The 24,978-nt window shown below is 67.0% G+C and carries 23 protein-coding genes; 14 read left to right on the plus strand and 9 right to left on the minus strand.

Translation table 11 applies throughout. The features are described 5' to 3' along the window. The first annotated feature begins 103 nt into the window (after positions 1–103). Complete coding sequence (locus ACFQRC_RS00075) at positions 104–2,125, plus strand: putative bifunctional diguanylate cyclase/phosphodiesterase (RefSeq protein ID WP_379956484.1); 2,022 nt, start codon at positions 104–106, stop codon at positions 2,123–2,125. 69 nt (positions 2,126–2,194) lie between these two features. Next, positions 2,195–2,518: a DUF6481 family protein gene (locus tag ACFQRC_RS00080; protein ID WP_379956486.1), complete on the plus strand. Its 324-nt coding sequence runs from the start codon at positions 2,195–2,197 to the stop codon at positions 2,516–2,518. A gap of 38 nt (positions 2,519–2,556) precedes the next feature. On the opposite strand, the gene ACFQRC_RS00085 is transcribed toward ACFQRC_RS00080, so the two are convergent. The 3 genes from ACFQRC_RS00085 to ACFQRC_RS00095 form a co-directional block, all read right to left on the minus strand. Beyond that, complete coding sequence (locus ACFQRC_RS00085) at positions 2,557–3,345, minus strand: energy transducer TonB (protein ID WP_379956488.1); 789 nt, start codon at positions 3,343–3,345, stop codon at positions 2,557–2,559. 81 nt (positions 3,346–3,426) lie between these two features. After that, positions 3,427–6,888: a transcription-repair coupling factor gene (gene mfd / locus ACFQRC_RS00090; protein ID WP_379956490.1), complete on the minus strand. Its 3,462-nt coding sequence runs from the start codon at positions 6,886–6,888 to the stop codon at positions 3,427–3,429. Beyond that, positions 6,889–7,155 carry a succinate dehydrogenase assembly factor 2 gene (locus ACFQRC_RS00095; RefSeq protein WP_379956492.1) on the minus strand — a complete coding sequence of 89 codons (267 nt, stop codon included), beginning with the start codon at positions 7,153–7,155 and terminating at the stop codon, positions 6,889–6,891. Between the two features lie 186 nt (positions 7,156–7,341). Here ACFQRC_RS00095 and recG point away from each other — a divergent pair, with 186 nt between their 5' ends. Beyond that, on the plus strand, positions 7,342–9,399 hold the full coding sequence (gene recG / locus ACFQRC_RS00100; RefSeq protein ID WP_379956494.1) for an ATP-dependent DNA helicase RecG: 2,058 nt from the start codon (positions 7,342–7,344) through the stop codon (positions 9,397–9,399). Positions 9,400–9,482: 83 nt separating this feature from the next. Here recG and tyrS read toward each other — a convergent pair whose 3' ends face one another. Continuing rightward, positions 9,483–10,712 carry a tyrosine--tRNA ligase gene (gene tyrS / locus ACFQRC_RS00105; protein ID WP_379956496.1) on the minus strand — a complete coding sequence of 410 codons (1,230 nt, stop codon included), beginning with the start codon at positions 10,710–10,712 and terminating at the stop codon, positions 9,483–9,485. A 425-nt stretch (positions 10,713–11,137) separates the two neighbouring features. Between tyrS and ACFQRC_RS00110 the strand changes: the two genes are divergently transcribed. From ACFQRC_RS00110 to ACFQRC_RS00120, 3 genes are all read left to right on the plus strand, one after another. Further along, positions 11,138–11,371: a hypothetical protein gene (locus ACFQRC_RS00110; protein ID WP_379956498.1), complete on the plus strand. Its 234-nt coding sequence runs from the start codon at positions 11,138–11,140 to the stop codon at positions 11,369–11,371. Then, a complete protein-coding gene (locus ACFQRC_RS00115; RefSeq protein ID WP_379956500.1) occupies positions 11,368–12,564 on the plus strand; it encodes an exo-beta-N-acetylmuramidase NamZ domain-containing protein in 1,197 nt (398 codons plus the stop codon). Before ACFQRC_RS00110 ends, ACFQRC_RS00115 begins: the two co-directional genes overlap by 4 nt. A gap of 164 nt (positions 12,565–12,728) precedes the next feature. Then, positions 12,729–13,376, plus strand: a complete 648-nt coding sequence (locus ACFQRC_RS00120; protein ID WP_379956502.1) for a L,D-transpeptidase family protein — start codon at positions 12,729–12,731, stop codon at positions 13,374–13,376. Between the two features lie 140 nt (positions 13,377–13,516). On the opposite strand, the gene ACFQRC_RS00125 is transcribed toward ACFQRC_RS00120, so the two are convergent. Continuing rightward, positions 13,517–14,695, minus strand: a complete 1,179-nt coding sequence (locus ACFQRC_RS00125) for a VWA domain-containing protein (RefSeq protein ID WP_379956504.1) — start codon at positions 14,693–14,695, stop codon at positions 13,517–13,519. Positions 14,696–14,923: 228 nt separating this feature from the next. Between ACFQRC_RS00125 and ACFQRC_RS00130 the strand changes: the two genes are divergently transcribed. From ACFQRC_RS00130 to ACFQRC_RS00140, 3 genes are all read left to right on the plus strand, one after another. Further along, positions 14,924–16,333, plus strand: coding sequence for a methyl-accepting chemotaxis protein (locus ACFQRC_RS00130; protein ID WP_379956506.1), 1,410 nt, complete (start codon positions 14,924–14,926; stop codon positions 16,331–16,333). Positions 16,334–16,399: 66 nt separating this feature from the next. Next, a complete protein-coding gene (locus tag ACFQRC_RS00135) occupies positions 16,400–16,825 on the plus strand; it encodes an iron-sulfur cluster assembly scaffold protein (protein ID WP_379956508.1) in 426 nt (141 codons plus the stop codon). After that, positions 16,825–18,618 carry a cation:proton antiporter gene (locus tag ACFQRC_RS00140; protein ID WP_379956510.1) on the plus strand — a complete coding sequence of 598 codons (1,794 nt, stop codon included), beginning with the start codon at positions 16,825–16,827 and terminating at the stop codon, positions 18,616–18,618. The genes ACFQRC_RS00135 and ACFQRC_RS00140 overlap by 1 nt, the downstream gene beginning before the upstream one ends. Positions 18,619–18,622: 4 nt before the next feature. Here the strand turns inward: ACFQRC_RS00140 and ACFQRC_RS00145 are convergent, their stop codons facing one another. Next, positions 18,623–19,195, minus strand: coding sequence for a shikimate kinase (locus ACFQRC_RS00145; protein WP_379956512.1), 573 nt, complete (start codon positions 19,193–19,195; stop codon positions 18,623–18,625). Between the two features lie 53 nt (positions 19,196–19,248). Here ACFQRC_RS00145 and ACFQRC_RS00150 point away from each other — a divergent pair, with 53 nt between their 5' ends. The 4 genes from ACFQRC_RS00150 to ACFQRC_RS00165 are packed head-to-tail and all read left to right on the plus strand — an operon-like array spanning position 19,249 to position 23,010. Continuing rightward, positions 19,249–19,386 carry a hypothetical protein gene (locus ACFQRC_RS00150; RefSeq protein ID WP_379956514.1) on the plus strand — a complete coding sequence of 46 codons (138 nt, stop codon included), beginning with the start codon at positions 19,249–19,251 and terminating at the stop codon, positions 19,384–19,386. After that, positions 19,367–21,157, plus strand: a complete 1,791-nt coding sequence (locus tag ACFQRC_RS00155; protein ID WP_379956516.1) for a hypothetical protein — start codon at positions 19,367–19,369, stop codon at positions 21,155–21,157. Before ACFQRC_RS00150 ends, ACFQRC_RS00155 begins: the two co-directional genes overlap by 20 nt. Beyond that, the gene (locus tag ACFQRC_RS00160) at positions 21,154–22,056 is read left to right on the plus strand and encodes a tyrosine recombinase (RefSeq protein ID WP_379956518.1); all 903 of its coding nucleotides are present in this window, start codon (positions 21,154–21,156) and stop codon (positions 22,054–22,056) included. The genes ACFQRC_RS00155 and ACFQRC_RS00160 overlap by 4 nt, the downstream gene beginning before the upstream one ends. A 12-nt stretch (positions 22,057–22,068) precedes the next feature. Beyond that, a complete protein-coding gene (locus tag ACFQRC_RS00165) occupies positions 22,069–23,010 on the plus strand; it encodes an acetyl-CoA carboxylase carboxyltransferase subunit alpha (RefSeq protein ID WP_379956520.1) in 942 nt (313 codons plus the stop codon). Between the two features lie 89 nt (positions 23,011–23,099). Here the strand turns inward: ACFQRC_RS00165 and ACFQRC_RS00170 are convergent, their stop codons facing one another. Beyond that, on the minus strand, positions 23,100–23,279 hold the full coding sequence (locus ACFQRC_RS00170; protein ID WP_379956522.1) for a Flp family type IVb pilin: 180 nt from the start codon (positions 23,277–23,279) through the stop codon (positions 23,100–23,102). Between the two features lie 113 nt (positions 23,280–23,392). Next, on the minus strand, positions 23,393–23,581 hold the full coding sequence (locus ACFQRC_RS00175; protein WP_379956524.1) for a Flp family type IVb pilin: 189 nt from the start codon (positions 23,579–23,581) through the stop codon (positions 23,393–23,395). Between the two features lie 112 nt (positions 23,582–23,693). On the opposite strand from ACFQRC_RS00175, the gene ACFQRC_RS00180 reads away from it, so the two are divergent. Then, positions 23,694–24,083, plus strand: a complete 390-nt coding sequence (locus ACFQRC_RS00180) for a (deoxy)nucleoside triphosphate pyrophosphohydrolase (protein WP_379956526.1) — start codon at positions 23,694–23,696, stop codon at positions 24,081–24,083. Here the strand turns inward: ACFQRC_RS00180 and ACFQRC_RS00185 are convergent. Then, positions 24,080–24,976: a class I SAM-dependent methyltransferase gene (locus ACFQRC_RS00185; protein WP_379956528.1), complete on the minus strand. Its 897-nt coding sequence runs from the start codon at positions 24,974–24,976 to the stop codon at positions 24,080–24,082. The genes ACFQRC_RS00180 and ACFQRC_RS00185 overlap by 4 nt on opposite strands. Positions 24,977–24,978: the final 2 nt, after the last annotated feature.

Raw genomic sequence — 24,978 nt, forward strand, 5'->3', positions numbered from 1 at the left:
TGCCAAGGCGGGCCGCGCGGCGAAACGCGATTGGCGCGGCCGCGGGGGCAGGCTAGGCATTGGCCGTGCGCCGCCGCCGACTGGCAAGGGGATCAAGGATAAAATGACCGCTGCCGGGACGGCCGCCTTGTTCATCCTCTCTTTCCGCCACCGGGACGAGCTGACGAAAGTCGCGGAAGAGGCAGGCTGGCAGCCGATCGCCGCCCGGCGGGCGGCGAATGCCGAGGCGCGGTTCATCGCTTCGGATGCGTCGGTCGCCGTCGTCGACGCTCGCGGTGCGCTGGGCGAAGGCCATGAGGCGGTGCGTATGCTCGCCGACCCCGCCGAGGCCAACGCCGCCGCGTTGCTGGTGCTGCTGTCGCGCAACGATGGCGGCGCGCTCGACCGCTTCCATGCCGACGGCGCCACCCATTTCCTGGTCAGTCCCTTCAGCGAGCACCAGTTCGTCAAGGCGGTCCAGTTCGCCGGGCGTCATGCCGACCGCGTCGGCGGCGGCTATCGTACGCGGCGCCGGGCGGATTCGCGGGACGATGCTTCCTGGCGGTGGCGGCCGGGTTCTTCGACCGTCGAGCTCAGCCCCGCTTTGGCGCGCAGGGCCGGGCTTGGCGAGGAGCAGGGTCGGCGGATCAGCCTCATGGAGCTGTTCCGGAAGCTCGACGCGGACGGCCGCAAGGCGGCGCGAGCGGCCGTCGACCGAGTGCTCGCGACCGGCGGATCGACGGCTTTCGCGCATGAGGACGGGGCGGACGGAGCGAGGCTCGCCCACCACCTCCGCGTTACCGGCGCTGGAGCGGAAATCGTCGGTCGCACCGAGACGCTCGCGGCGCCCGACAGCGGCGCCTTCCAGTCCCGCGACCCGCTGACCGGCCTTCGCGATGCCCGCGCCGCCCGCGTCTGGATCGAGGACCAGTTGGTGCGCGGCGCCGGGAAAGAGCCGGAGCTGGTCGTCTTGCTCCTCGCCGTCAGCCGGTTCGACGCGATCAACGGGGCGTTCGGCCGCGCCACCGGCGACGCCGTGCTGCAGGCCGCGGCGCGGCGGATCGAGCGGCTGGTCGAGGCCGACGGCAAGCACCGGTTCGCCGCCCGCATCGCCGGCGCCGAGTTCGCCGTGCTGCTGGCCGCGCCGACCAGCCTGGCGGAGGGCCGCTTCCTCGCTGGCGAGCTGATCGAGGCGATCGGGCGGCCGTTCATGTCGGGCGATCACGTCATCGCGCTCGGCAGCCGGGCCGGCGTTGCGGCCTCCACAGCCGGGGACGATGCAGCCGGCCTGCTCCGCCGGGCGAGTGCGGCGCTGGTCGATGCCAAAGAGGCCGATACGGGCGCGATCCGGGTCCATAAGGGCGAGGGCGATGATGGCGGCCTGGGCGGGCGGCTCGAAATCGACCTGCGCCGCGCGCTCGACCAGGACGAGATCGAGATAGTCTTCCAACCGCAAGTCGCGGTGGCGACAGGCGAGATCGTCGGCGTCGAGGCGCTGGCGCGCTGGCGGCATCCCGTCTTCGGGGAGCTCGGCGCGGTGACCCTGTTCAACGCGGCCGAACGCTCCGACTATCTGGTCCAGCTTTCGGACCATGTGCAGAAAAAGGCGATCGCTGTCGCCGCCGCCTGGCCCGATTCGCTTTCCCGGCTGCGGCTCGCGGTCAACATCACCGCCGCCGACATCGTCCGGCCCGGCTTCGCGGAGCAGTTCATCGCCCTGGTCAGGAACAGCGGTTTCAGCCCCGCCCGGCTGACCGTCGAGGTAACGGAGAGCGGCCTTATCGAAGACCTTGGCGCCGCAGCTACCCTGTTGGCGGGCCTCCGCGAGGGTGGCTTGCGCGTCGCCATCGACGATTTCGGCACCGGCTATTCGAGCCTTGCCTATCTGAAGGCGCTGCCGCTCGATTATCTCAAGATCGACAAGCGCCTGTGCGAGGATATTACGGGCAGTCCGCGCGATCGTGTCGTCGTCCGCGGCGTCATCGACATGGCGCGCTCGCTCGGCATCGACGTGATCGCCGAAGGGGTGGAGACCGAGGAGCAATTGGGCCTGCTCGCCCAGGAAGGGTGTATCCTGTACCAGGGTTTCCTGTGTTCGAGGCCGATCGGCGCGGCGGCACTGGCGGAGCTGGTCGCGCATCGCTGAGGATTATGGCCGCGCGCGCCGGATGTGCTAGGCGCGCCGCACCAGCAAGCTTACGGGAATCGAACCATCATGAAGTCGTACAAGGATCCTTCGTTCCAGGATCGCGTCGGTCGCGCCGCCAAGGCGAAGCAGGAAGCGCTCGACCGGTTGCGGACCAAACCGCCGGTGGACGAGGCCGTCCTCGCCGCCCGCCGCGCCAAGGCCGAAGCCCGCGAAGCCGCCGCCGCCGAGAAGCGCGAGGCGAAGCGCGCGGAGAGGGAACGGGCAGAGGCCGAGAAGGCGGCCGTCGCGCAAGCGACCAGCAAGCCTTCCACCGACCGTGCGCCGCTTACCGAAGCCGAACGCAAGGCGGCCCGCGATGCCCGCTATGCCGCCCGCAAGAAGCGGAAATAGCGCGGCCGGATCGATGCGCACCTCATGAGGGCCGGCGCTCAGTCGCGGCGGCCCGGCGCGGCGCTCCTCGCGATCGCCCAGCTATGGTCCTCGACGATGACGGATCGCACCGGTCGCCCATCCTCGTCCCGCGACGGCTCGTATCGATAGCGTTGCTCGATCAACCGGCAGGTGGCGGCGTCCAGCTCCGCGCTTCCGCTGCTATGCGTCACCATGCAGTCGGCGACGCGGCCGGTGGTGGTCACCGTATACCGAACCGATACCGTCCCGCCGATTCCGGCGGCCGCGGCCCCGGGAGGATAATCGGAATTTCTGAGGCGTCCGCTTCGCCAGCGCGGCGGCGTCTCCTCGCCACCACCGCCGCCGCCGCCATCCCCGTAGCCCTGGCCGCCGCTACCGGTTCCGGTGCCGATGCCCCCGCTTCCCGTGCCCGGTCCCGGCACGTCCGCCGCGCCCGCCTCGTCGGCGGTGCCCAGCCCCGCGACCGGCGCCGCGACCACCGGCGGCGGCACGTTCAGCCGAATTGCGGGTGGTGGCGCCACGATAGGAGAAGGACTGTTCTCAAGGTTCGCGGGAGCGGCCGATCCTTCCGGATCTCTGGTCCGGCCCTCGTCCGATATCGTCTGGTCCGGGGGCGGCGGCGAGGCCGGCTGAGGCGGCGGCTCTTCGAAGACATTGAACGTCTTCAGCTTGGCCTGAACTTCGTGGGCGATGTCGATACCGAGTCCCGCGATGAAGACATAGCCGAGCAGGGCATGAACGGAAGCGACGACGATCGCGGACTTGATCCGGTCGCGGTTCGTCTCCTCCTTCAGCCGAGCCAGCACGATCCGTCCTCCCGCGAAAATCGGCCTTCACTTCCAACGACATGCAGGATAAACGTCCGCTTGCCACGGCGCAAGGCCGGCTCAGGCCAGTATCTTCGCCAGCCCCTTCGACAATTGCAGCGCGCCGTTGATCCGCGCCTGCGGGTCGGGCCAGTTGCGGGTGATGACCAGCTTGCTGTCGGGCCGAAGCCTGGCGGTGCCCTGAAGCCGCTGGACGTAGGCGATCAGGCCTTCGAGGTCGGGGAAGCGGTCGTTCTGGAAAGTGACTAGCGCGCCCTTGGGGCCGACGTCCAGCTTGACGATCTGGGCCTTTCGGCAGTTGAGCTTGGTCTCGATCACCTTGAGGAGATTCTCGGTCGCCTCCGGGATCTTGCCGAAGCGGTCGATCAGCTCGGCCGCGAAGGCGGCGATGTCCTGGCGGTTTTCCAGCTCGTTCATGCGCCGATAGAGTCCCATGCGCAGGTCGAGGTCGGGGACATAATCCTCGGAGATCATGATCGGGGCGTCGACACTGATCTGTGGCGAGAAGTCTTCTGCCCGACGCTCCAGGCCCGCGGCGCCCGCGCGGGCATCGACGATCGCCTCCTCCAGCATCGACTGGTAGAGCTCGAAGCCGACTTCCTTAATGTGGCCCGATTGCTCGTCTCCGAGCAGATTGCCGGCGCCGCGTATGTCGAGGTCGTGGCTGGCGATCTGGAAGCCCGCGCCCAGCGAATCGAGATTGACCAGCACCTTGAGCCGCTTCTCCGCCGCCTCGGTGACGAGCCGGTTGGCCGGCGTGGTGAGATAGGCATAGGCGCGCGTCTTGGCCCGCCCGACGCGGCCGCGCAGCTGATAGAGTTGGGCGAGGCCGAAGCGGTCGGCGCGGTGGATGATGAGGGTGTTGGCGCTCGGGATGTCGAGGCCGCTCTCCACGATCGTGGTGGAGAGGAGCACGTCATACTTGCGATCGTAATAAGCCGACATCCGCTCCTCGACCTCGGTCGGCGACATCTGGCCATGGGCGGTGATGAACGTCACTTCGGGCGCTTCGTCACGCAGGAACTGCTCGATGTCGGGCAGATCGGCGATCTTGGGGGCGACGAAGAAGCTTTGACCGCCGCGATAATGTTCGCGCAGCAGAGCCTCGCGGATCACCACCGGATCCCAGGGCATGACGTAGGTCCGCACCGCTAGGCGATCGACCGGCGGTGTCTGGATGACGGACAGCTCGCGCAGGCCAGACATCGCCATCTGCAGGGTGCGGGGGATGGGGGTCGCCGTCAGTGTCAGGACATGAACGTCGGATTTAAGAGCCTTCAACCTTTCCTTGTGGGTGACTCCGAAACGCTGCTCCTCATCGACCACGACCAAGCCGAGCTTCTGGAAGTCGATCGACTTGGCGAGAAGGGCGTGGGTGCCGATGACGATATCGACCTGACCGCTGGCGACGCGCTCGCGAGTCTCCTTGGCCTCCTTGGCGGGGACGAGCCGCGACAGGCGCCCGATCTCGATCGGGAAACCGCGGAAGCGGTCGGTGAAATTGGTGTAATGCTGGCGGGCGAGCAAGGTCGTCGGGGCGACCACGGCGACCTGCATTCCGGCCATCGCGGCGATGAAGGCGGCACGCAGCGCCACCTCGGTCTTGCCGAAGCCGACATCGCCGACGACCAGCCGGTCCATCGGCCGCCCGGCGCCGAGATCGCCGAGAACGTCGCCGATCGCGCGGTCCTGGTCGTCGGTCTCCTCGTAAGGGAAGCGATCGACGAAGGCGGCGTAGCCGGTATCCGGTTCGGCGACCGCGCCGGCGCGCAGCGCGCGGGCGGCGGCGGTCTTGATGAGTTCGCCGGCGATCTCGCGGATCCGCTCCTTCATCCGCGACTTGCGCCGCTGCCAGGCTTCGCCGCCCAATTTGTCGAGCGTCACGCCCTCGCCTTCGCTGCCGTAGCGCGAAAGGACGTCGATATTCTCGACCGGGACGTAGAGCTTGTCGCCGCCGGCATAGGACAAGGCGACGCAATCATGCGGGCTCTTCTGAACCGGTATCTGGGTCAGACCTTCGTAGCGGCCGATGCCGTGATCGGCATGGACGACAAGATCGCCAGGCGAGAGCGTCGCGAGCTCGTTGAGGAAGGCGTCGGTGCTCTTCTTGCGCTTCTTGCGGCGGACCAGGCGGTCGCCGAGCATATCCTGCTCCGTGAGGAGGGCTATTTCGGCGGTGGTGAAGCCATGGTCGAGCTGGATGACGGTAAGCGCGACCTGCCCCTTGCCGGCGGCGCCGAGCGCCTCCTGCCAGCCGTCGGTCTCGGCGACCTTGGTGAGGCCGTGATCCTCGAGCAGGCCGCGCAGTCGCTCGCGCGAGCCGGCGGAGTAGCTGGCGAGCACCACCTTGTGCTTCGATTTGCGGAGCGCGGCGACATGATCGACCACCGCTTCATAGACGTTGGCATTCTGCGTTCGCTCCGGCGCGAAATCGCGCGGGCCGTCGACCGCGAAGTCGATGACGGTGGCGCTCTCGGGCTCGTGATAGGGCGTCACCACGTGGAGCGGCCGCTCGGCGACGATCCGGTCCCATTCCGCGCGGGTCAGATAGAGCTTCACGGGATCGAGCGGGCGGTAGCTGCCCGGGTCCGACGATTGCGCGCGGGCGCGGTTGTCGTGATAGTCGGCGATCGCGGCGAAGCGGGCGTCGGCCGCGCCCGCGTCGCCGGCGTCGCGGACGATGATGTCGTCCTCGCCCAGATGCTCGAACAAGGTATCGAGCCGCTCCTCGAACAGAGGCAGCCAATGGTCGAGCCCGGCCAGGCGGCGGCCTTCAGAGACCGCTTGGTAGAGCGGATCGCCCGTCGCCGAGGCGCCGAATAATTCGCGGTAGCGCGAGCGGAAACGCTTGATGCTGTCCTCGTCGAGAAGGGTCTCGGAGGCGGGGAGGAGGGTGAAGCCTTCCACCCGTCCGGTCGTGCGCTGGGTCGCGGGGTCGAAGCGGCGGACGCTCTCGATCTCGTCGCCGAAGAAATCGAGCCGCAGCGCCTCCTCCTCGCCCGACGGGAAGAGGTCGACCAGCCCGCCGCGCACCGCGAATTCGCCGGCATCGGCGACGGTGTCGGTGCGCGAATAGCCGTTGGCGTGGAGGAGCTGGGTGAGCTTGTCGAGGTCGATCCGCTCGCCCGGCGCGAGGTGGGCGACGAGCTGGCGGATGCGGAACGGAGTAAGCGTGCGCTGGGTGGCGGCATTGACGGTCGTGACCAGCAATTGCGGCTTGTCGGTCTTGCGCTGGAGCGCGTGCAGGGTCGCCAGCCGCTCCGAGGTGGAGCGCAAAGACGGCGAGCTGCGGTCGTAGGGAAGGCAGTCCCAGGCCGGGAAGCTCAATGTCTCCAGCTCGGGCGCGAAATAATGGGCGGCGTCGACGATGTGCCGCATCGCCGCCTCATCGGGCGCGATGAATACGGCCCGGCCTTTAGCCGCGCGGGCGAGGTCGGCGGCGAGCCACGGAATGAATCCGATCGGCGCGCCGGCCAGCGTGGTCGGCTTGCTAGCCGAGAGGATCTTGGGAAGATTGGTCACTTATTCCGCGTGCCTGATGTAATCGAGGGCCTGGAGGTCGCGCATCATCGCGCCCTGCCAGCGTTCGGGAACGGCCTGGGTTCCGATCGCCCAGGCCATGATGTCGACATCCTGTTCCTCGAGGAATGCCTCATACCATGCGATCTCTTCGTCGCTCCACCGCAGGTGGTGGCGCTCGAAGAAACCGCCGATCAGCATGTCGGCTTCCCTGGTGCCGCGATGCTCGGCGCGAAAACGGAGGCGTTTGAGGCGGGCGTCGCGGTTCACTCGGACTCCATGCGGAAAAGGCCGCTCTGGTGGATCCAGGCGGCTTTGGCTTTGGGAGCCTCTAGCGCCTCATCCCGACAAGGGAAAGTTGGCGTCATTCCAGCGAAAGCTGGAATCTCCCTTCCCAACAGGCAAAAGAGATTCCAGCTTTCGCTGGAATGACGATCAAGGCTTGCCGACCAAAATATGCGCCCCGACATTCTCAATCCGCTGTTCGCCGAAGTGGAGGTGCTCAAGGGCATCGGGCCGACGCTCGCCAAGCCGTTGAAGCGGCTCGGGCTGGATCGGATCGTCGACATCCTCTTCCACCTGCCGGTGAGCTGGATCGACCGCAAACGGGTCGAGATGCTGGACATGGCCGATGCCGGCTCCGTAGTGAGCGTGGTCGTGACCGCGGTCGACTATCGTCAGGGTGGGCCGCGCAGCCCGTTCCGGGTGCTGGCGACCGACCGTTCCGGCAATTATCTGACGCTCACCTATTTCCGCAATCCGGGCTGGGCCAAGAAGCAGTTTCCGCTGGGCGAGGCGAAGCTCGTCTCGGGACGGATGGAGATGTACGGCCAGGAGCTGCAGATCGTCCATCCGGACTATGTGCTCGATCCGGCCGAGGCGGCGACCCTGCCGGAGCGCGAGCCGGTTTATCCCTTGTCAGAAGGGCTCACCAACAACCGGATGGGCCAGCTCGCCGCGCAGGCGCTGGCGCGGGTCCCAGAGTTGGCCGAATGGGTCGAGCCGAGCGTGATGGAAACGCGCGGCTGGCCGGGCTGGGCCGACGCGCTGGCGCTCGTCCATGGCAATCCCAAGGAAGACAAAGCGCGCGAGCGGCTCGCTTATGACGAGGTGTTCGCCAACCAGCTCGCCTTGATGCTGGTGCGGGCGTCGTCGCGCAAGCGGCGGGGGGTGCCGCTGAAAGGTGACGGCCGGCTGCGGGACGCGCTGAAGGTCCCTTACGCGCCGACGGGGGCGCAGAGCCGCACCATCCGCGAGATCGAAGGCGACATGCAGCAGGAGGTGCCGATGCTGCGCCTGCTGCAGGGAGATGTCGGTTCGGGCAAGACCATCGTCGCCTTGATGGCTTTGCTGACCGCGGTGGAAGCGGGCGCGCAAGGCGCTCTGCTCGCGCCGACCGAGATACTTGCCCGCCAGCATTACGAGACGCTGTCGCGCCAGCTCGCCGGTCTGCCGGTCAACGTCGCCATCCTCACCGGCCGCGACAAGGGCCGCGCGCGCGAGGCGACTTTGATGGGTCTCGCCGATGGTTCGATCCACATCCTGATCGGCACCCATGCGATCTTCCAGGAGAAGGTCGCCTATAAGCGTCTCGGCCTCGCCGTCGTCGACGAGCAGCACCGCTTCGGCGTCGCCCAGCGGATGATGTTGGCGAGCAAGGCCGAACGGCCGCCGCATTTGCTGGTGATGACCGCGACCCCGATCCCGCGCACGCTCACCCTGACCCATTATGGCGAGATGGACGTCAGCCGTTTGGACGAGATGCCGCCCGGCCGCCAGCCGATCGAAACAAGGGTGCTGAGCGGCGAACGGCTTCCCGAGGTCGTCGATGCGCTCGGCCGCCATATCGCCGAGGGCAAGCAGGCTTATTGGGTGTGCCCATTGGTCGAGGAGAGCGAGGCCTCCGACCAGGCCGCCGCCGAGGATCGGGCGCAAGTGCTCAAGCTCCGCTTCGGCGACCGCATCGGCCTTGTCCACGGCCGCATGAAGGGGCCGGACAAGGACGCGGTGATGGACCGCTTCCAGCGCGGCGACCTCTCCGTCCTTGTTGCGACCACCGTGATCGAGGTCGGCGTCGATGTCCCAAACGCCACCCTGATGATCATCGAGGGCGCCGACCGCTTCGGCCTCGCCCAACTCCACCAGTTGCGAGGCAGGGTGGGGCGGGGCGATCAGAAATCCATTTGCCTGCTGCTGCGCGGCAACGCCTTGTCGGAAACGTCGCGGGCGCGCCTCGCCTTGATGCGCGAAACCAATGACGGCTTCCGCATCGCCGAGGAGGATCTGCGCCTGCGCGGCGCCGGCGAGATATTGGGGACGAAGCAGTCCGGTGAAGCGCAATTCCGCCTGGCGAACCCGGAGCAGATACAGGCGCTCGCGCCAATTGCCACCGACGATGCCCGGCTCCTCGTCGACCGCGACGGCGGTTTGGAGGGCGCGCGCGGAAAGGCGGCGCGAACGTTGCTTTACCTGTTCGAGCGCGATGCGGCGGTGGGGCTTCTGAGGAGCGGGTGACGTCATCCCAGCGAAAGCTGGGATCTCGGTCCCTTTCCAAAACCAACAAAGCAGTGAGATTCCAGCTTTCGCTGGAATGACGGCTATCGGGTGAGCAGCGCGTGCTTCTTCTTGCCGAGGCTCAGCCTCAGCGGCTCGTCCATTTCCAGCACGATGATGAAGGCCGGATCGGAGATCACGACATTGTTGAGGCGCACGGCTCCTTCGGCGATCTTGCGCCGGGCCTCGCCGTTCGACGCGGCGAAGCCGAGCACGGTCAGCGCCTGGACGATGCCGAGCCCGTCGCCCGTGACCTTCAGCGTCGGCAGCGACTCGCCCACGGCGCCTTCCTCGAACGTCCTGCGCGCCGTCTCGGCGGCCTCCTCCGCGGCGGCCGCTCCATGCGCCATGGCGGTCGCGAGATCGGCCAGCACCTTCTTCGCCTCGTTGATCTCGCTGCCTTGCAGAGCCTCCAGCCGCGCGATCTCGTCCAGCGGCAGGTCGGTGAACAGCTTCAGGAACCGCCCGACATCGGCGTCCTGCGTGTTCCGCCAGAACTGCCAGTAATCGTAGGGCGGCAGCTGTTCCGCGTTGAGCCACACCGCGCCCGACACCGTCTTGCCCATCTTGCCGCCGTCGGCGGTGGTGATGAGCGGGGTGGTGAGGCCGTAAACCTGGGTCGAATCGACGCGGCGGGCGAGCTCGACGCCGTTGACGATATTGCCCCACTGGTCCGATCCGCCGAGCTGGAGCCGGCATGAAGCGCGGCGCGAAAGCTCCAGGAAGTCGTAGGCCTGGAGGATCATATAGTTGAATTCGAGGAAGCTCAGCGACTGCTCGCGGTCGAGCCGGAGCTTGACGCTGTCGAAGCTCAGCATCCGATTGACCGAGAAATGCTGACCGATTTGCCTCAGGAACGGAATATATTCGAGCGCGTCGAGCCATTCGGCATTGTCGAGCATGATCGCGTTCGTCGGCCCGTCCCCGAACGTCAGGAATCGCTCGAACACCGTCTTGATCGAGGCGATATTGGCGGCGATGGCGTCGCCTCCGATCAGCTTCCTCGCCTCGTCCTTGAAGCTCGGATCGCCGATCTTCGAGGTGCCGCCGCCCATCAGCACGATCGGTTTGTGTCCCGCTTGCTGGAGGCGCCGCAGCATCATGATCTGGACGAGGCTGCCGACATGGAGCGACGGCGCCGTCGCGTCGAAGCCGATATAGCCCGGGATGACCTGCTTCGCGGCGAGCGCGTCGAGACCCTCGGCGTCGGTCAACTGGTGGATATAGCCACGCTCGTCGAGCAGGCGGAGGAGGTCGGATTCATACTGATTCATGGCGCGCTGCTTAGCCTTCCCGTCATCCGCGCGAAAGCGGGGATCCCGCTGGATTCTTGCTGTCCCCTCTTAAGGAGCGGGATTCCCGCTTTCGCGGGAATGGCGTAGTGGGAGATATGCGTCATGCCCTCAAGCTTTATCCGGACTCCGTTTGCCCGGCGGTGGCCGACCTTGAAGTGGAAGTCTTGCGCCCGCATTCCCGCGAATTGGCGCTTCGCTATTTCCTGTCCGGTGCGATCCACGACGTCAGGCTGCCGTCCGCGAAGGCTCCCACCCGCGCGGACGGGCTCTGGCAACATACCTGTTTCGAGGCGTTCGTTCGCGCATCGCCCGGCGGCCCCTATTGCGAATTCAATCTGGCGCCATCGACGCAGTGGGCGGCCTATCGCTTCACGCACTATCGGGAGGGGAGGGAGGATTTAGCCATGCCTCCACCCCGCATCGAAACGCGCGCCGCCGGCCATTTCTACGAATTGCGCGCCTTGCTCGAAGTGCCGGACCTATTGCCCGATATGCCTTGGCAGCTCGGCCTCTCCGCCGTGATCGAGGAAACGAACGGCCGCAAATCCTATTGGGCGCTGGCGCATCCACCCGGCGATCCCGATTTCCATCATGAGGATTGCTTTGCGCTGGAACTCGCGGCAGCGAGAACGCCATGAAAACAGGCCTCGATCGTCTCCTCGCCGACCCCGCATTGCGCGCTCCGCTTGCGGGCAAGCGCATTGCGCTGCTCGCTCACCCCGCCTCGGTGACGGAGAACCTCACCCACTCGCTCGACGCGCTCGTCGCCACCGGCTTCGACGTTACCGCCGCTTTCGGCCCGCAGCACGGCCTGCGTGGCGACAAGCAGGACAATATGATGGAGTCGCCGGACTTTACCGATCCGGTGCACGGCATCCCCGTCTTCAGCCTCTACGGCGAGGTCCGCCGGCCGACCGACGCGATGATGGAGACGTTCGACGTCATGCTGGTGGACCTGCAGGACCTTGGCTGTCGCATCTACACCTTCATCACCACCTTGCTCTACGTTCTCGAAGCGGCGGCCGCGCATAAAAAGACCGTCTGGGTGCTCGATCGGCCCAACCCCGTCGGGCGTCCCGTCGAGGGGCTGACGCTCCGCCCCGGCTGGGAAAGCTTCGTCGGCGCGGGTCCGATGCCGATGCGCCACGGCATGACTCTGGGCGAGCTGGGTCTCTGGTTCGTCGACCATTTCAAGCTCGACGTCGATTATCGCGTGATCGAGATGGAAGGCTATTCATCCGATGCCGCCCCCGGCTACGGCTGGCCGGCCGAGCGCCTCTGGATCAACCCGAGCCCCAACGCGCCCAACCTCAACATGGCGCGCGTCTATGCCGGCACGGTGATGCTCGAAGGCACGACGCTCTCGGAGGGGAGGGGCACCACCCGTCCGCTGGAGATTTTCGGCGCGCCCGACATCGACGCCAAGCGCATCATCGCCGAAATGCGCGGCTTCGCGCCGCAATGGCTGCAAGGGTGCGGCTTGCGCGAAATCTCGTTCGAACCGACCTTCCACAAGCATGTCGGGAAATTATGCAGCGGCGTGCATATCCATGCGGAGGGCGCCTTCTACGACCACGCCGCCTTCAAGCCCTGGCGCCTGCAAGCGCTCGCCTTCAAGGCGATCCGCCGGCTCTATCCCGATTATCCGCTGTGGCGCGATTTCCCCTACGAATATGAATTCGGCAAGCTCGCCATCGACGTCATCAACGGCGGCCCGGCGTTGAGGGAATGGGTCGACGACTCAGCCGCGACGCCGGCGGGCCTGGAGGCTCCTACCATGCTGGACGAAGCAGCCTGGGATGCGGAGCGCCAGCCTTATCTTCGCTACTGAAGAGGCGCACCTCTCGCACTGAACCGGCTCATTCTTCGCAGCGGCATGAGTCGCTCATACTGAAGAAAATCCGGACCCCGGCGGTGCTGGAGCAACGTGGTTAATCGTCCGTTTACGAGTCTTGCAGGCGCGGCTATCGTGCCTGTGCTGGTTCGGGGACGAGAATGAAGCGACTGAGCCTATTTTGCGCGATCGCCGGGCTGACGCTCGGCACCGCCAGCCTGCCGCAAACGCGCGCGGTCGATACGCCGGTCCTCCTTCTCTACGCCCCGATCGATTGCACGCCCACCGTCGCCTATAGCTGCGCGCCGATTGTCGGCGAACAGAGCCGCCCGCCGTCCGATGCCACGCCGGACGCGCGGCTCGAAGTGGTTCAAGCCCCGCCCTCCGAGGACGAAGCCGCCGTCGCCGCTCGGAGCGCCGATCCCACGGAAGGGGTGAGGGTGGTGGTCAGCCTGCCTGGGCAGATGGTCTACGTCTTCCGTGACGGCGAGTTCATCGATTCGTCGCCCGTCTCAACCGGCAAAAGCGGGCATCGCACGCCGACCGGCACCTTCCCCATCCTGCAGAAGAAGGTTCGTCATCGCTCCAGCACATATGACAATGCGCCGATGCCCTATATGCAGCGCCTCACCTGGCGGGGGATCGCGCTCCATGCCGGCGACCTGCCGGGCTACCCCGCCTCCCACGGCTGCATCCGCATGCCGTGGAGCTTCGCGAAGAAGCTGTACGGCCTCACCGATTACGACACCAAGGTCACGGTTACCGACCAGGAACCCGAAAGCGCGGAGGCGGCGCTGGACCTCGTCTGAGGTCCCGTTCGCTCGCGCGGCGTCTCGTCATTCCAGCAAAAGCTGGAATCTCCCTTCTTTTCAGCGAAGAATAGTGAGATGCCAGCTTTTGCTGGCATGACGATCAAACCCTTAACAGTCGGGCCGCGGGCGGGCGGACATCAGCTCTTCCGGCTAAGCGTCCGCATTGCGTCGTCCAGCCCGGCAAGCGTCAGCGGGTACATGCGGTCGTTCATCAGCGCACGAATGAGGCCGATCGACTGGCTGTAACCCCAATATTGCTCGCCCAGCGGGTTCAGCCAGACGGCACTCGGATAGGTGTTCGCCATCCTCTGCATCCACACCGCGCCGGCCTCTTCGTTATAATGCTCCACCGAACCGCCCGGGTGGCTGATCTCGTAGGGGCTCATCGATGCGTCGCCGACGAAGACGAGCTTGTAGTCGTGGCCATATTTGTGGAGCACGTCCCAAGTCGGAGTCCGCTCCGCGTGGCGCCGCCGGTTATCCTTCCACACGCCCTCGTAGACGCAATTGTGGAAATAGAAGAATTCCAGGTTTTTGAATTCGCTATGCGCCGCGCTGAAGAGTTCCTCGCAGACCTTGATGTGCGGGTCCATCGATCCGCCGACGTCGAGGAACAGGAGCAATTTTACCGCATTGTGCCGCTCGGGCCGCATCCGGATGTCGAGCCAGCCCTGGCGCGCGGTGCCGTCGATCGTGGCATCCATGTCGAGCTCGTCGGCGGCGCCTTCGCGAGCGAAGCGCCTGAGACGCCGGAGCGCGACCTTGATGTTGCGTGTGCCGAGTTCCCTGGAGCTGTCGAGATTGCGGAACTCACGCCTGTCCCAGACCTTAATCGCCTTGCCCTGGCCGCCTTCGCCGCCGATCCGGACGCCTTCTGGGTTGAAGCCCGAATTGCCGAACGGCGAGGTGCCGCCGGTGCCGATCCATTTGCTGCCGCCCTGGTGCCGCTCCTTCTGCTCGGCGAGGCGTTGCTTCAACGCCTCCATGATCTCGTCCCAGGAGCCGAGCGCCTTGATCTCCGCCATCTGCTCGGGCGTCAGATAAAGCTCGGCGACCTTGCGCAGCCACTCCTCGGGGACCGGCGCCCCCACGGCCTCGTAGCGCGTCTCCAGCCCCTTGAAGACTTTGCCGAACACTTGGTCGAACCGGTCGAGCAGGCCTTCGTCCTTCACGAAGGTGGCGCGGGCGAGATAGTAGAATTGCTCCGGTCGGCTCTCGATCACGGCGGCGTCGAGCGCTTCGAGCAGGGTCAGATGCTCCTTCATCGAAGCCGGGATGCCGGCGGCGCGCAATTCGTCGACGAAGGAGAAGAACATGGCGCCGCTCTACGCCCTTCAGGATCGGGAGGCCAGCGAACCCTCGCCCCCGCTCATCCTGAGCTTGTCGAAGGACTGTTCTTCTCTTTGTCCAGTGCTCGCAAGGGCAGGGCTTCGACAGGCTCAGCCCGAGCGGGTGGGGGCACACGCAACACCAGACCTTAGTTAACGCCCTCTCAACATTTCGGCCCTAGAACGACCCGCAACGAAAAGAGCGGGGGCTGTAGCGTGGCGAGCAGTGCGATCGAGCGGGCGGATGGCGACGCGATCAACATCGTGGCGCGCAATTGCGGCTCCTTGGCGATCGAATGCAGCGACGTTTCGGGCTATGTCGCCGGCGTCTCCGATCGCATCTCGTCCAACCTCAAGACGCTGGATTCACTCGAGGACGTGACCTCGCGGCTGATGGAAGATCAGGCCCGGGTAGCCGATTCCACCGACGAGGCGCGCCTCCTCGCCGAGCAGGCGCGCGAGAAGCTGGGCCAGGGACGGGCGGCGATCGAGGATACGATCGCCATCTTCAGCGGCCTGACCGACCTCGTCGTCCAGCTCGGTGATCGCATGGCGGGTTTCGCCGACGCGATGGTCCAGGTGCAGAAGGTCTCCTCCAGCATCGAGAGCATTGCCAACAAGACCAACATGCTCGCCTTGAACGCCACGATCGAGGCGGCGCGGGCGGGGGAAGCGGGACGCTCGTTCGCGGTCGTCGCCGCCGAGGTCAAGAAGCTCGCCCACGACACCCGCGCCGCGACCAGCGAGATCGCCGGCACGATCGCCTCGCTTACCCGCGAGGCGGAGGCGGTCACCTCCGAGATCAAGACCGGCGTCGACAAGAGCCGGGTTGCCCAGCGCGGCTTCACCACCATCAACGACACCGCCCGCGACGTCGCCGACATCGTCGCCATGGTCGATCGCCAGACCGACGGCATCGCGCAATCGACGGCGCTCATCCAGCAGAGCGTCGACAGCATGACGGGCGGCCTTTCCGCCTTCGCCGCCGACGCGCGTGAGAATGGCGGGCAACTCCACGCGGCTCAGGAACGGCTGACCCAGCTCGAGCGCCTGTCCGGAGACATGCTCGATCGCCTCGCGGGATGCGGCGTGCGCATCGACGACACCTGCTTCATCGAGCGCGCCCAGAACGCGACTCGCGAGCTCGTCCGCATGATCGAAGCCGCCATAGCTTCGGGCGAGATCGACGCCCCCGCCGTCTTCGACACCGATTATGTCGCCATGCCCGGCACCGATCCGGTCCAGTACGAGACTCGCTTCTGCGAATTCGCCGACGCTCATGTCCGCCCGATACTTGACCGCGTGATGGCCGCCGACCCGCGCCACATCGGCTGCGTCATGAGCGACATCAAAGGCTATCTGCCGACGCATGTCAGCGAGCGCTCGCAGCCGCAGAGCCCGGATCCGTCGTGGAACGCGAAATATTGCCGCAATCGCCGCAACTTCATCGACGACGCCACACAGCGCGCGATCGACAGCGACAAGGAAGCGATGCTGGTCACCTATCGCATGGATCTGGGGCAGGGGCGCTATCTGCCGGTCAAGAACGTGTTCGTGCCGATCCGCGTGAACGGGCGGCGCTGGGGCAATTTCGAACTCGCCTATCGCGACGAGGCGATGCGCTAGGCGCTACCTGGTCGACGTCGCGGGAAAGCGGATGCGTTTCGTTTCGCGTCCACCTATATGCGCGGCATGACGGCGACGCTTTACAATCGCGACATTTTGAGGCTTGCCGCTTCGATCCCGCACCAGCGGCGCCTCGATGCGCCGCAGGCGAGCGTCGAGAGGCGGTCTCCCGTCTGCGGCAGCCGGGTCATTGTGGACGTCGTACTCGACGATGATGGCCGGGTCGCGGCGCTGGGGCAGGAGGTGAAGGCCTGCGCGCTCGGCCAGGCGTCGGCCTCGCTGATGGGGGCGAACGCTCTCGGCCGCGACCAAGCCGAGCTTTCGGAGGCGAGAGACGCGCTGGCGCAGTATCTGGCCGGCGAGCGCGACGATCCCGGCCAGTGGCCGGGCCTGGATATCTTTCGCCCGGCGCGGTCGTTCAAGGCGCGGCATCCCTCGATCCTGCTGGCTTTCGAGGCGGTCGCTGAGGCCGCGGCGCGCGCGACGCGCTGATGGGACCCGCGACCGTCGAGGCGGCCCAGGCCGCCGAAGCCACCGCCTTGGTGCTTCGCGACGGTGTCATCATGCTCGGCGCGGCGATGCTGTTCGTCACGCTCTTCCGGCGCTTCGGCCTCGGCGCCGTGCTTGGCTATCTGGTCGCGGGCGCATTGGTCGGGCCGGACGGGCTTGGTCTCGTCGGCGCGACCGAGGCGATGCTCCACATCGCCGATTTCGGCATCGTCCTGCTGCTGTTCCTGGTCGGGCTGGAGCTTCACCCCAGCCGGTTGTGGCGGCTGAAGCACGATATTTTCGGCCTGGGGCTGCTCCAGGTCGCGGTCAGCGGCGTCGCGCTGACAGCGCTGATCTACGCCGCCACCGGCTTCACGCTGGCGGCTTCGCTGGCGATCGGCCTGCCGCTGGCCTTGTCCTCGACGGCGCAGGTGCTGCCGAGCCTGCGCGCCTCCGGCGAGATCAACACGCCGGGCGGCGAGCGCGCTTTCTCGGTACTGCTCTTCCAGGACCTGTCGATCGTCCCGCTCATCACCATCGTCGCCGCGCTGTCGCGGGCGCCGCCTGATCCCGCGACGCCGCCCGGTTTGCAGCTCGCCGCTTATACGCTCGCGGCGATCGTAGGGCTGGTTCTCGCGGGCCGGTTCCTGATCAACCCGCTGTTCCGCATCGTGGGACGGGTGAGCGAGCGGGAATTGTTCGTCGTCGCCGGCCTGTTCACGGTGCTGGCGAGCGCGGCGGTGATGGAGGCGCTGCACCTGTCGACCGCGCTGGGCGCCTTCATCGCCGGCATGATGCTGGCCGATTCGCCCTATCGCCATGAGCTTGAAGCCGACATCGACCCGTTCCGGTCGATCCTGCTCGGGCTCTTCTTCGTCGCCATCGGCATGATGCTCGATATCGGCGCCATCCTCGATCGCCCCTATTTCGTCGTCGGCATGGCCGCGGCGCTGATCGCCGTGAAGGCGGCGGTGCTGTTCGGCCTCGCCAGATTGTTCCGGATGGAGACGCGAAGGGCGGTCAAGCTCGGCCTGCTGCTCAGCCAGGGCGGCGAGTTCGGATTCGTGCTGTTCGCGGCGGCCCAATCGGCCTTGCTGATAGACCCGGAGGCGGCGAGCCTGTTCGGCGCGATCGTCACCGTTTCAATGGCTTCGACGCCGTTCCTGATGAAGTTCAACAGCTGGTTCGACCGGCGCGGGGTCGGCGGAGAGGCCGACGGACTGGACGGCCCCGAATTATCGGACGAGTCCCGGGCGATCATCGTCGGCTATGGCCGCTTCGGCCAGACCGTGGCCCAGTTGCTGATGGCAAAGGGGGTCTCGGTCACGCTCATCGATTCCAAGCCGAGCCAGATCGAACTCAGCCGCACGTTCGGAATGAACGTCTATTATGGCGATGGCACCCGCCTCGACCTGCTTCGCTCGGCGGGGGCGGCGGAGGCGCGCGCCTTGCTCTTCTGCATCGACGGCGACCGCCTGAACGCGGCGAAGCTGGCGCCGATCGCGAAAGCCTTCCCACAAGCGGCGCTGTTCGTCCGCGTCTTCGACCGCAAGCAACTGATCGGCCTGGACGGCCTCGATCTTGCCGGCGCGTATCGCGAAGTGTTCGAATCGGCGGTGACGATGGGGCGCGAAGCGCTCGCCATGTTCGATTCGACGGAAGCGAGCATCGCGCGGATCGAACACGCCTATCGCGACCGGGACAGGGAACGGCTCGAGGGCCAGAGCAAGTCGGGCGACCTCCATACGCTCAAGGAGCGCATGTTCCGGCCCGGCAGCGCCTTGGAGGACGGGTAGGCCGTCAGGCGCGGTCCGACCGGCCTTGTTCCAACGTCGCGAGCGCCTCCACGATCAGATCGACCGCGCGCTCGTGCGGCGCCGGCTGGCTGCGAACGTGGAGATGGGCCTCGGCGTAGAGCGGATTGCGTGCTCCGGCGAGGTCGCGGAGGAGGGGCAGGGGCTCGCGGCCCTTGAGCAAAGGGCGATGGTCACGCCGGGAAACTCGCTCGGCCAGCGTCTCCAGATCGGCGTCCAGCCAGACGGCGATGCAGCGCTCCAGGATCAAGGCGCGTGTCTCCGGATTCACGAAAGCGCCACCGCCAGTGGCGATCACCTTCGGCGGCCCCTCGATCAGCCGGGCGATGACGCGGCGCTCGCCGTCGCGAAAGCTGGGCTCGCCGAACCGCTCGAATATGTCGGCGATGCCGCGAGCGGCCGCCCGCTCGATCTCGTCGTCGGAATCGACGAACTCAAGTCCCAGCCTGCGGGCGAGGCGTTTGCCCACGGTCGACTTGCCGACCCCCATCAGGCCTACGAGTACGATCGGGCGATCCAAGCGGGCGGGGGCTGGCGACATGAAGCCGGGGCTATACATGGAGCGTCATCGTGGGGCAAAAGGCCCGCGACATCCAATCATCGGGATCCAAAATGTCGCGAACCGCTCTTCTTTTCCTGATTCTGCTCGTCCTCATCATCGGCGGCGCCGTCTATCTTTCCACCCTCGATACCGAGGTCGCGCCCACGCGCATCGAGCAGGACGTGACGAATGAAGCGCTGGCGCAATAAGCTTCTCCTCCTCGGTGGCGCGGCGGTGCTTGGCCTGGCGATTCCGGCGCTCGGCCAGGAAGCGCCCGAATCGCTGCTGCCGCCGGGATTCGGCGATCCCGGCGCTCCGCTGCCGGCGCCGGTCGAAACCACTCCCGCGCCCCGACCCTCCGCTCCGGCGCCGGCGCCCGTCTCGGCGCCGCCGCCGCCCGGTCTGACCGAGGAGGATCCGGAAGCGCTCGACGAAGCGGAGCTGCCCAAGCCGATCGAGATACCCGACGCGTCGCGCCGGTCGATCGATATCGTCGGTCCTTTGGGACCCGGCGAATGGGGACTCGGCACCGGCGCCTTCGGCAACGCCAATGGCCGCTTCCTCTCCTCGCTGATGCGGCGGCTCGACGCGCCGCTGCCGTCGCGCTGGTCGTCGATCCTGCTGCGCCGCGCATTGCTGTCGCGCGTGCCGGCGCCCTCGAACGTGCATCCTGTCGACTGGGTGGCGGAGCGCGCCTGGCTGCTGTTGCGGATGGGGGAGGCTGATGCCGCGCGGATGCTGGTCCAGTCGGTCGACGTCGACCGTTTCACGCCCAAGATGTTCGCCATCGCCGTGCAGACCGCGCTGGCCACCGCCGACCCCGCCGGTCTGTGCCCGCTGATCGAGCCGGGCCGGGAGACGTCCGACGAGCCGGTCTGGGCGCTGGGCGAGGCGATGTGCGCCGCGCTCGAAGGCGATGCGGCGCGCGCCAGCACGCTCATCGACCAAGCCCGGCGGCGGAGCGATGCGCGCGACATCGATCTGTCCCTCGCCGAAAAGGTGATCGGCGCCGGAACCAACACCCGCCGCGCCGTCACCATCGAATGGGACGCCGTCGATGCGCTCAACAGCTGGCGCTTCGGCCTGGCCAGTGCGACAGGCATCGAAGTGCCCGACCGGCTGATGGACGGGGCCGGCGCCCATGTGCGCGCCTGGAAGGCGCGGGCGCCGATGCTGCCCGTCGAGCAAAGGATCGAGGCGGCGCAATGGGCGGCCTCGCTCGGCGTCTTCTCCAACGCCTCTCTGGTCGAGATGTACAGCTTGATCGCCGACAGCACCGATCCTTCGGAGATAGAAGCCTCGGTGGGCGGGCGCGTCCGTCAGGCCTATGCCGGCGATGCCGGGGCGCGGATGACCGCGATGCGCGGCCTCTGGGACGAAGCGGACAGCCCGATGGAGCGCCACGCCCGCCGCGTCCTCACTGCCTCCGCCGCCGCCCGGATGGCGCCTGCCCAGTCGCTCGAGGGGGATGCGGCCGAGCTCATCGCTTCGATGCTGGCCGCGGGCTATGACGAGCGCGCCGCGCGCTGGTCGAACGTTGTCGAGGCGATGGACGAAGCCGCCGCCGATCGGGCCTGGGCCGTGCTAGCGGTCGCCTCGCCCCGTCCGACCGTCGCGATCGGCGCCGCGCGGTTCGATGGCTTCAGGGATCGCGACGAGAGCGAGAATGGCCATCGCGCGAAGATGCTGCTTGCCGCGCTTGCCGGGCTCGGCAGGATCGACGACCAGGCGCAGGCGCGTCTCGCGGGTGACCTCGGCCTTCAATTCGACGCCGAGAATCAATGGACCCGGATGCTCGAACAGGCGGTCAGAAGCCGGCAGCCCGGAACCGTGGCGCTGCTGGCCGGGATCGGCATGCAGACCGGCGACTGGCGCGGGGTACCGCCCGAGCACCTCTATCACGTGGTCAGCGCGCTGAGGCGCGTGGGCCTCGATTATTATGCGCGGATGATCGCCGCCGAGGCGCTGGCAAGGCTGTGACCCCGAGCGAGGACCGGCAGCTCATCGCGGCCTTCCTCGAGATGATGGCGGCCGAGGCCGGCGCGGCGCGGAACACATTGCTCGCATACGAGCGCGACCTGCGCGGCGCGTCGGAGCTGATGGAAAGCGGGCTCGCCGCCGCGTCGCCGGAGCGGCTGAAGCTGCTGGGCGAAGCGTGGCTGCCGCTCAAGCGGGCGAGCGTGGCGCGCAAGGCGGCGGCGCTGAGGCGCTTCTTCGCTTTCCTCGCCGATGAGGGGCTGCGCGCAGACGACCCTTCCGCCGCTTTGCCGCGGCCATCCCGCGAGCGACCCCTGCCGAAGATACTGGATCACCGTTCCGTCGATGCGCTGTTCGCCGAAGTGGAGCGCAGGAAGGCCGAGAGCGCCGGCCCCGCCGCGCTGCGTCTGTCTGCCCTGGTCGAGATGCTCTACGGTTCGGGCCTCCGCGCGACCGAGCTCGTGTCGCTGCCGCGCAACGCCATCGCTTCGGACAAGCCGTATCTGATCCTGCGGGGCAAGGGCGGGCGGGAGCGGCTGGTGCCGATCTCCGATCGTGCCCGCGCCGCCGTCGCCGCATGGGCGGTGCTGGTGCCGCGCGAGTCGCTTTGGCTCTTTCCCTCCGGCAAGAAGCATTTGAGCCGGGTGCGGCTCTACCAGCTCCTGAAGGGCCTTGCCGCCGACGCGGGCATCCCGCCCGCGCGGGTCAGCCCCCACGTCCTGCGTCACGCCTTCGCCACGCATCTGCTCGAAGGCGGCGCCGATCTGCGCGCGCTACAGACATTGCTCGGCCACGCCGACATCGCGACGACTCAAATCTATACCCATGTCGATAGCAAGCGGCTCGTCGACCTGGTCAACAGCCGCCACCCGCTCGTTGACGCCAAGCCCAAAGCGACCTAACCCCCGCGCCTCATGGCGACCTTTCTCGACTTCGAAAAACCGATCGCGGAGCTCGACGCGCGCGTCCGCGAATTGCGCGACACCGCCGCGGCGGGCGAGCTCAACATCGATTCCGAGATCGACAAGCTCCAGGCCAAATCCCAGAAATTGCTGCGCGAGACCTATGGCAAGCTTTCGCCCTGGCAGAAGACGCAGGTCGCGCGTCATCCCGAGCGGCCCCATTTCAAGGATTATATCGCCGGGCTGATCGACGAGTTCGTGCCCCTTTCGGGCGACCGCGCTTTTGGCGAGGACCAGGCGATCATCGGCGGCCTCGGCAAGCTGGGCGGCCGCAAGATCGTGCTGATCGGCCACGAGAAAGGCGACGATACCGCGTCGCGGCTCCGGCATAATTTCGGCATGGCCAAGCCCGAAGGCTACAGGAAGGCGATCCGGCTGATGCGGCTGGCCGACCGCTTCGGCCTGCCGGTGGTGACTTTGGTCGACACGCCGGGAGCTTTCCCCGGCGTGCAGGCAGAGGAGCGGGGCCAGGCGGAGGCGATCGCCCGTTCGACCGAAGTGTGTCTTGGCCTCTCTGTCCCGCTGGTCGCGGCGATCGTCGGCGAGGGCGGGTCCGGCGGCGCCATCGCGCTCGCCGCCGCGAACCGGGTGCTGATGCTCGAACATTCGGTCTATGCGGTGATCTCGCCGGAAGGCTGCGCCTCGATCCTCTGGCGGACCGCCGAGAAAGCGGCGGATGCGGCCGAAGCGATGCGGGTCACCGCCGGCGATCTGAAGGAACTGGGCGTGATCGACCGCATCGTGCCCGAGCCCCTGGGCGGCGCGCATCGTGCTCAAGCGGAGGCGGTCGCGTCGCTCGGCGCGGCGATCGGGGAAGAGCTGGACGGCCTAGCCATGCTGTCCGCGAGCGAGATCCGGGCGCAGCGGCGCGCCAAGTTCCTCGCCATCGCCTGATACCGCCCGGCGCGCGGGAAGCAGTCGGCACAAGGAAAGGGCGGCGGAACCAGGTTCCGCCGCCCTTCTATTTAACACGCGAGCGGTTATCAGACCGCGTCGGTGCCTTCCTTCATCTCGCTGCTGACGGTGCCGAAAGTGTTCGACAGCTGGTTGCCCAGACCCGACATCGCGGTGATGGCGGCGACGGCGATAAGAGCGGCGATCAGGCCGTACTCGATCGCGGTGGCGCCTTGTTCGTTCTTGATGAACTTCTTGAAGAATTTCATTTTCCGGTCTCCTGTTCCATCGCTTGTGGAAGTCCACACTTCCATGCCGCCCCCCAATTTGGAGCAGTGGAGCGAGCATCTTCACCTTTTAAGGGGCAGAAGTTTTCAAAACCTTAATTTGCTCCGCGCTCGCTGGCCTCGACGACCTCGTTCGATACGGTGCCCCACATGTTGGTGGTGACGTCGGCGACCCCGGTCAGCGCGCTGATCATGCCGATGACGACCAGGGATATGATCAGGCCATATTCGACCGCGGTCGCGCCGCGCTCGTCGCTGAGGAGTGTTGATGTCCGGTGCGTCATTTCTTACCCCCACACAGGCGCGGAACATAAATTTCCCGATTGCCGGACGAATATCCCTGCCGTCGTTAACGACCTCCTACCGCAAAGGCTTAAGGTGCAAAAAAATCCGACAATGACGGTGGTCGCGGCGGCGCTGGTCGACGGCGAAAGGCGCGTGCTCCTCCAGCAGCGCGGCCCCGGGCGGTCGATGGCGGGATTGTGGGAATTCCCGGGCGGCAAGGTGGAGGAAGGCGAACTGCCCGAACCCGCTTTGGTCCGCGAGCTCAAGGAAGAGCTCGGCATCGATGTCGAGGCGGCGAACCTGGCGCCGGCCGCATTCGCCAGCGCATTCGTCGGCGACCGCCATATGCTCCTGTTGCTCTATGTCTGTCGCGTCTGGGACGGCGCTCCGGAGCCGCTCGATGCGACGGCGTTGCGGTGGGCGCGGCCCGACCAGATGTCGGCGCTCCCCATGCCGCCCGCCGATGAGCCGCTGGTCGGGCTGCTCGACGCTTTTCTCTAGGGCCGCGCATCCTTGAGGGCGGCGGCGAGCGAAGCGGTCGCGCTGCCGCGCCGCGCCTGCTTGGGCTGATCGGGCGACGGCGCCCAGCCGGTCATGGTGACGATTTCGAAGGTTTCGCTGGTCTTGCCGTCGGCTTCGGCATGGGCCGCGAAATCGGCCATCGCCGCCGCCAGCCCGAAGCGGCCGATCGGGCGCCGCCCGCGCGAGGCGAGGATGTTGGTGGCGCCCATCGCGCGGAGGTCGCCGACCAGGCGCGCGAAGCTCGAAAAGCGGATCTGGACTTCATGCGAATCGGCCACCGGCAAGGCGAAGCCGGCGCGCGTCAGCAGGTCGCCGGCGGCGCGGACGTCGATCTGGGGATGGATGCGGGGCGACGCGGCGCGTCCATCGGCCTCTTCCGCGGCGGCCATCGCGCTCCTCAGGCGCGGCAGGCTTCCCGCGCCGGCGAAGGCGCCGAGGAACAGGCCGTCCGGCCTAAGGGCGCGTCTGGCGAGGACCAGTGCCCCCGGCAGATCGTTGACGCTGTCGAGAACGCCGACCGAAAGGATGAGATCGAAAGAGCCCTCGGCGAACGGAAGGCGGTCCTCGTCGCACTGGATACCGCTCGCTTCCGTTGCGAAGAGCGAGCCGGCATCGACGGAGGTGACTTTCATTCCCCGGGACCGAAGCCGTTCGGACAGAAAACCGTTCGCGCAGCCGAGGTCGAGCGCGTCCCGGAATTCCCGCTTCACCAGGTCGAGTCGGTCGAGCAGCTCGTCGGCGGCGAGGCGGTGGAGATAGTCCGCGTCGAAGGCGCGCGCGGCCCGGTCTCGTCGCAGGCGGCGCAGGCGGCGGTCGAAAGGCTTGTCGGCATCCACGAGCGGGCTTGTGCAGCGGCGGAGCTTCGCGGACAAGG

It is taken from the genome of Enterovirga sp. GCM10030262 (assembly GCF_042666435.1).
Classification (GTDB): Bacteria; Pseudomonadota; Alphaproteobacteria; order Sphingomonadales; family Sphingomonadaceae; genus Allosphingosinicella.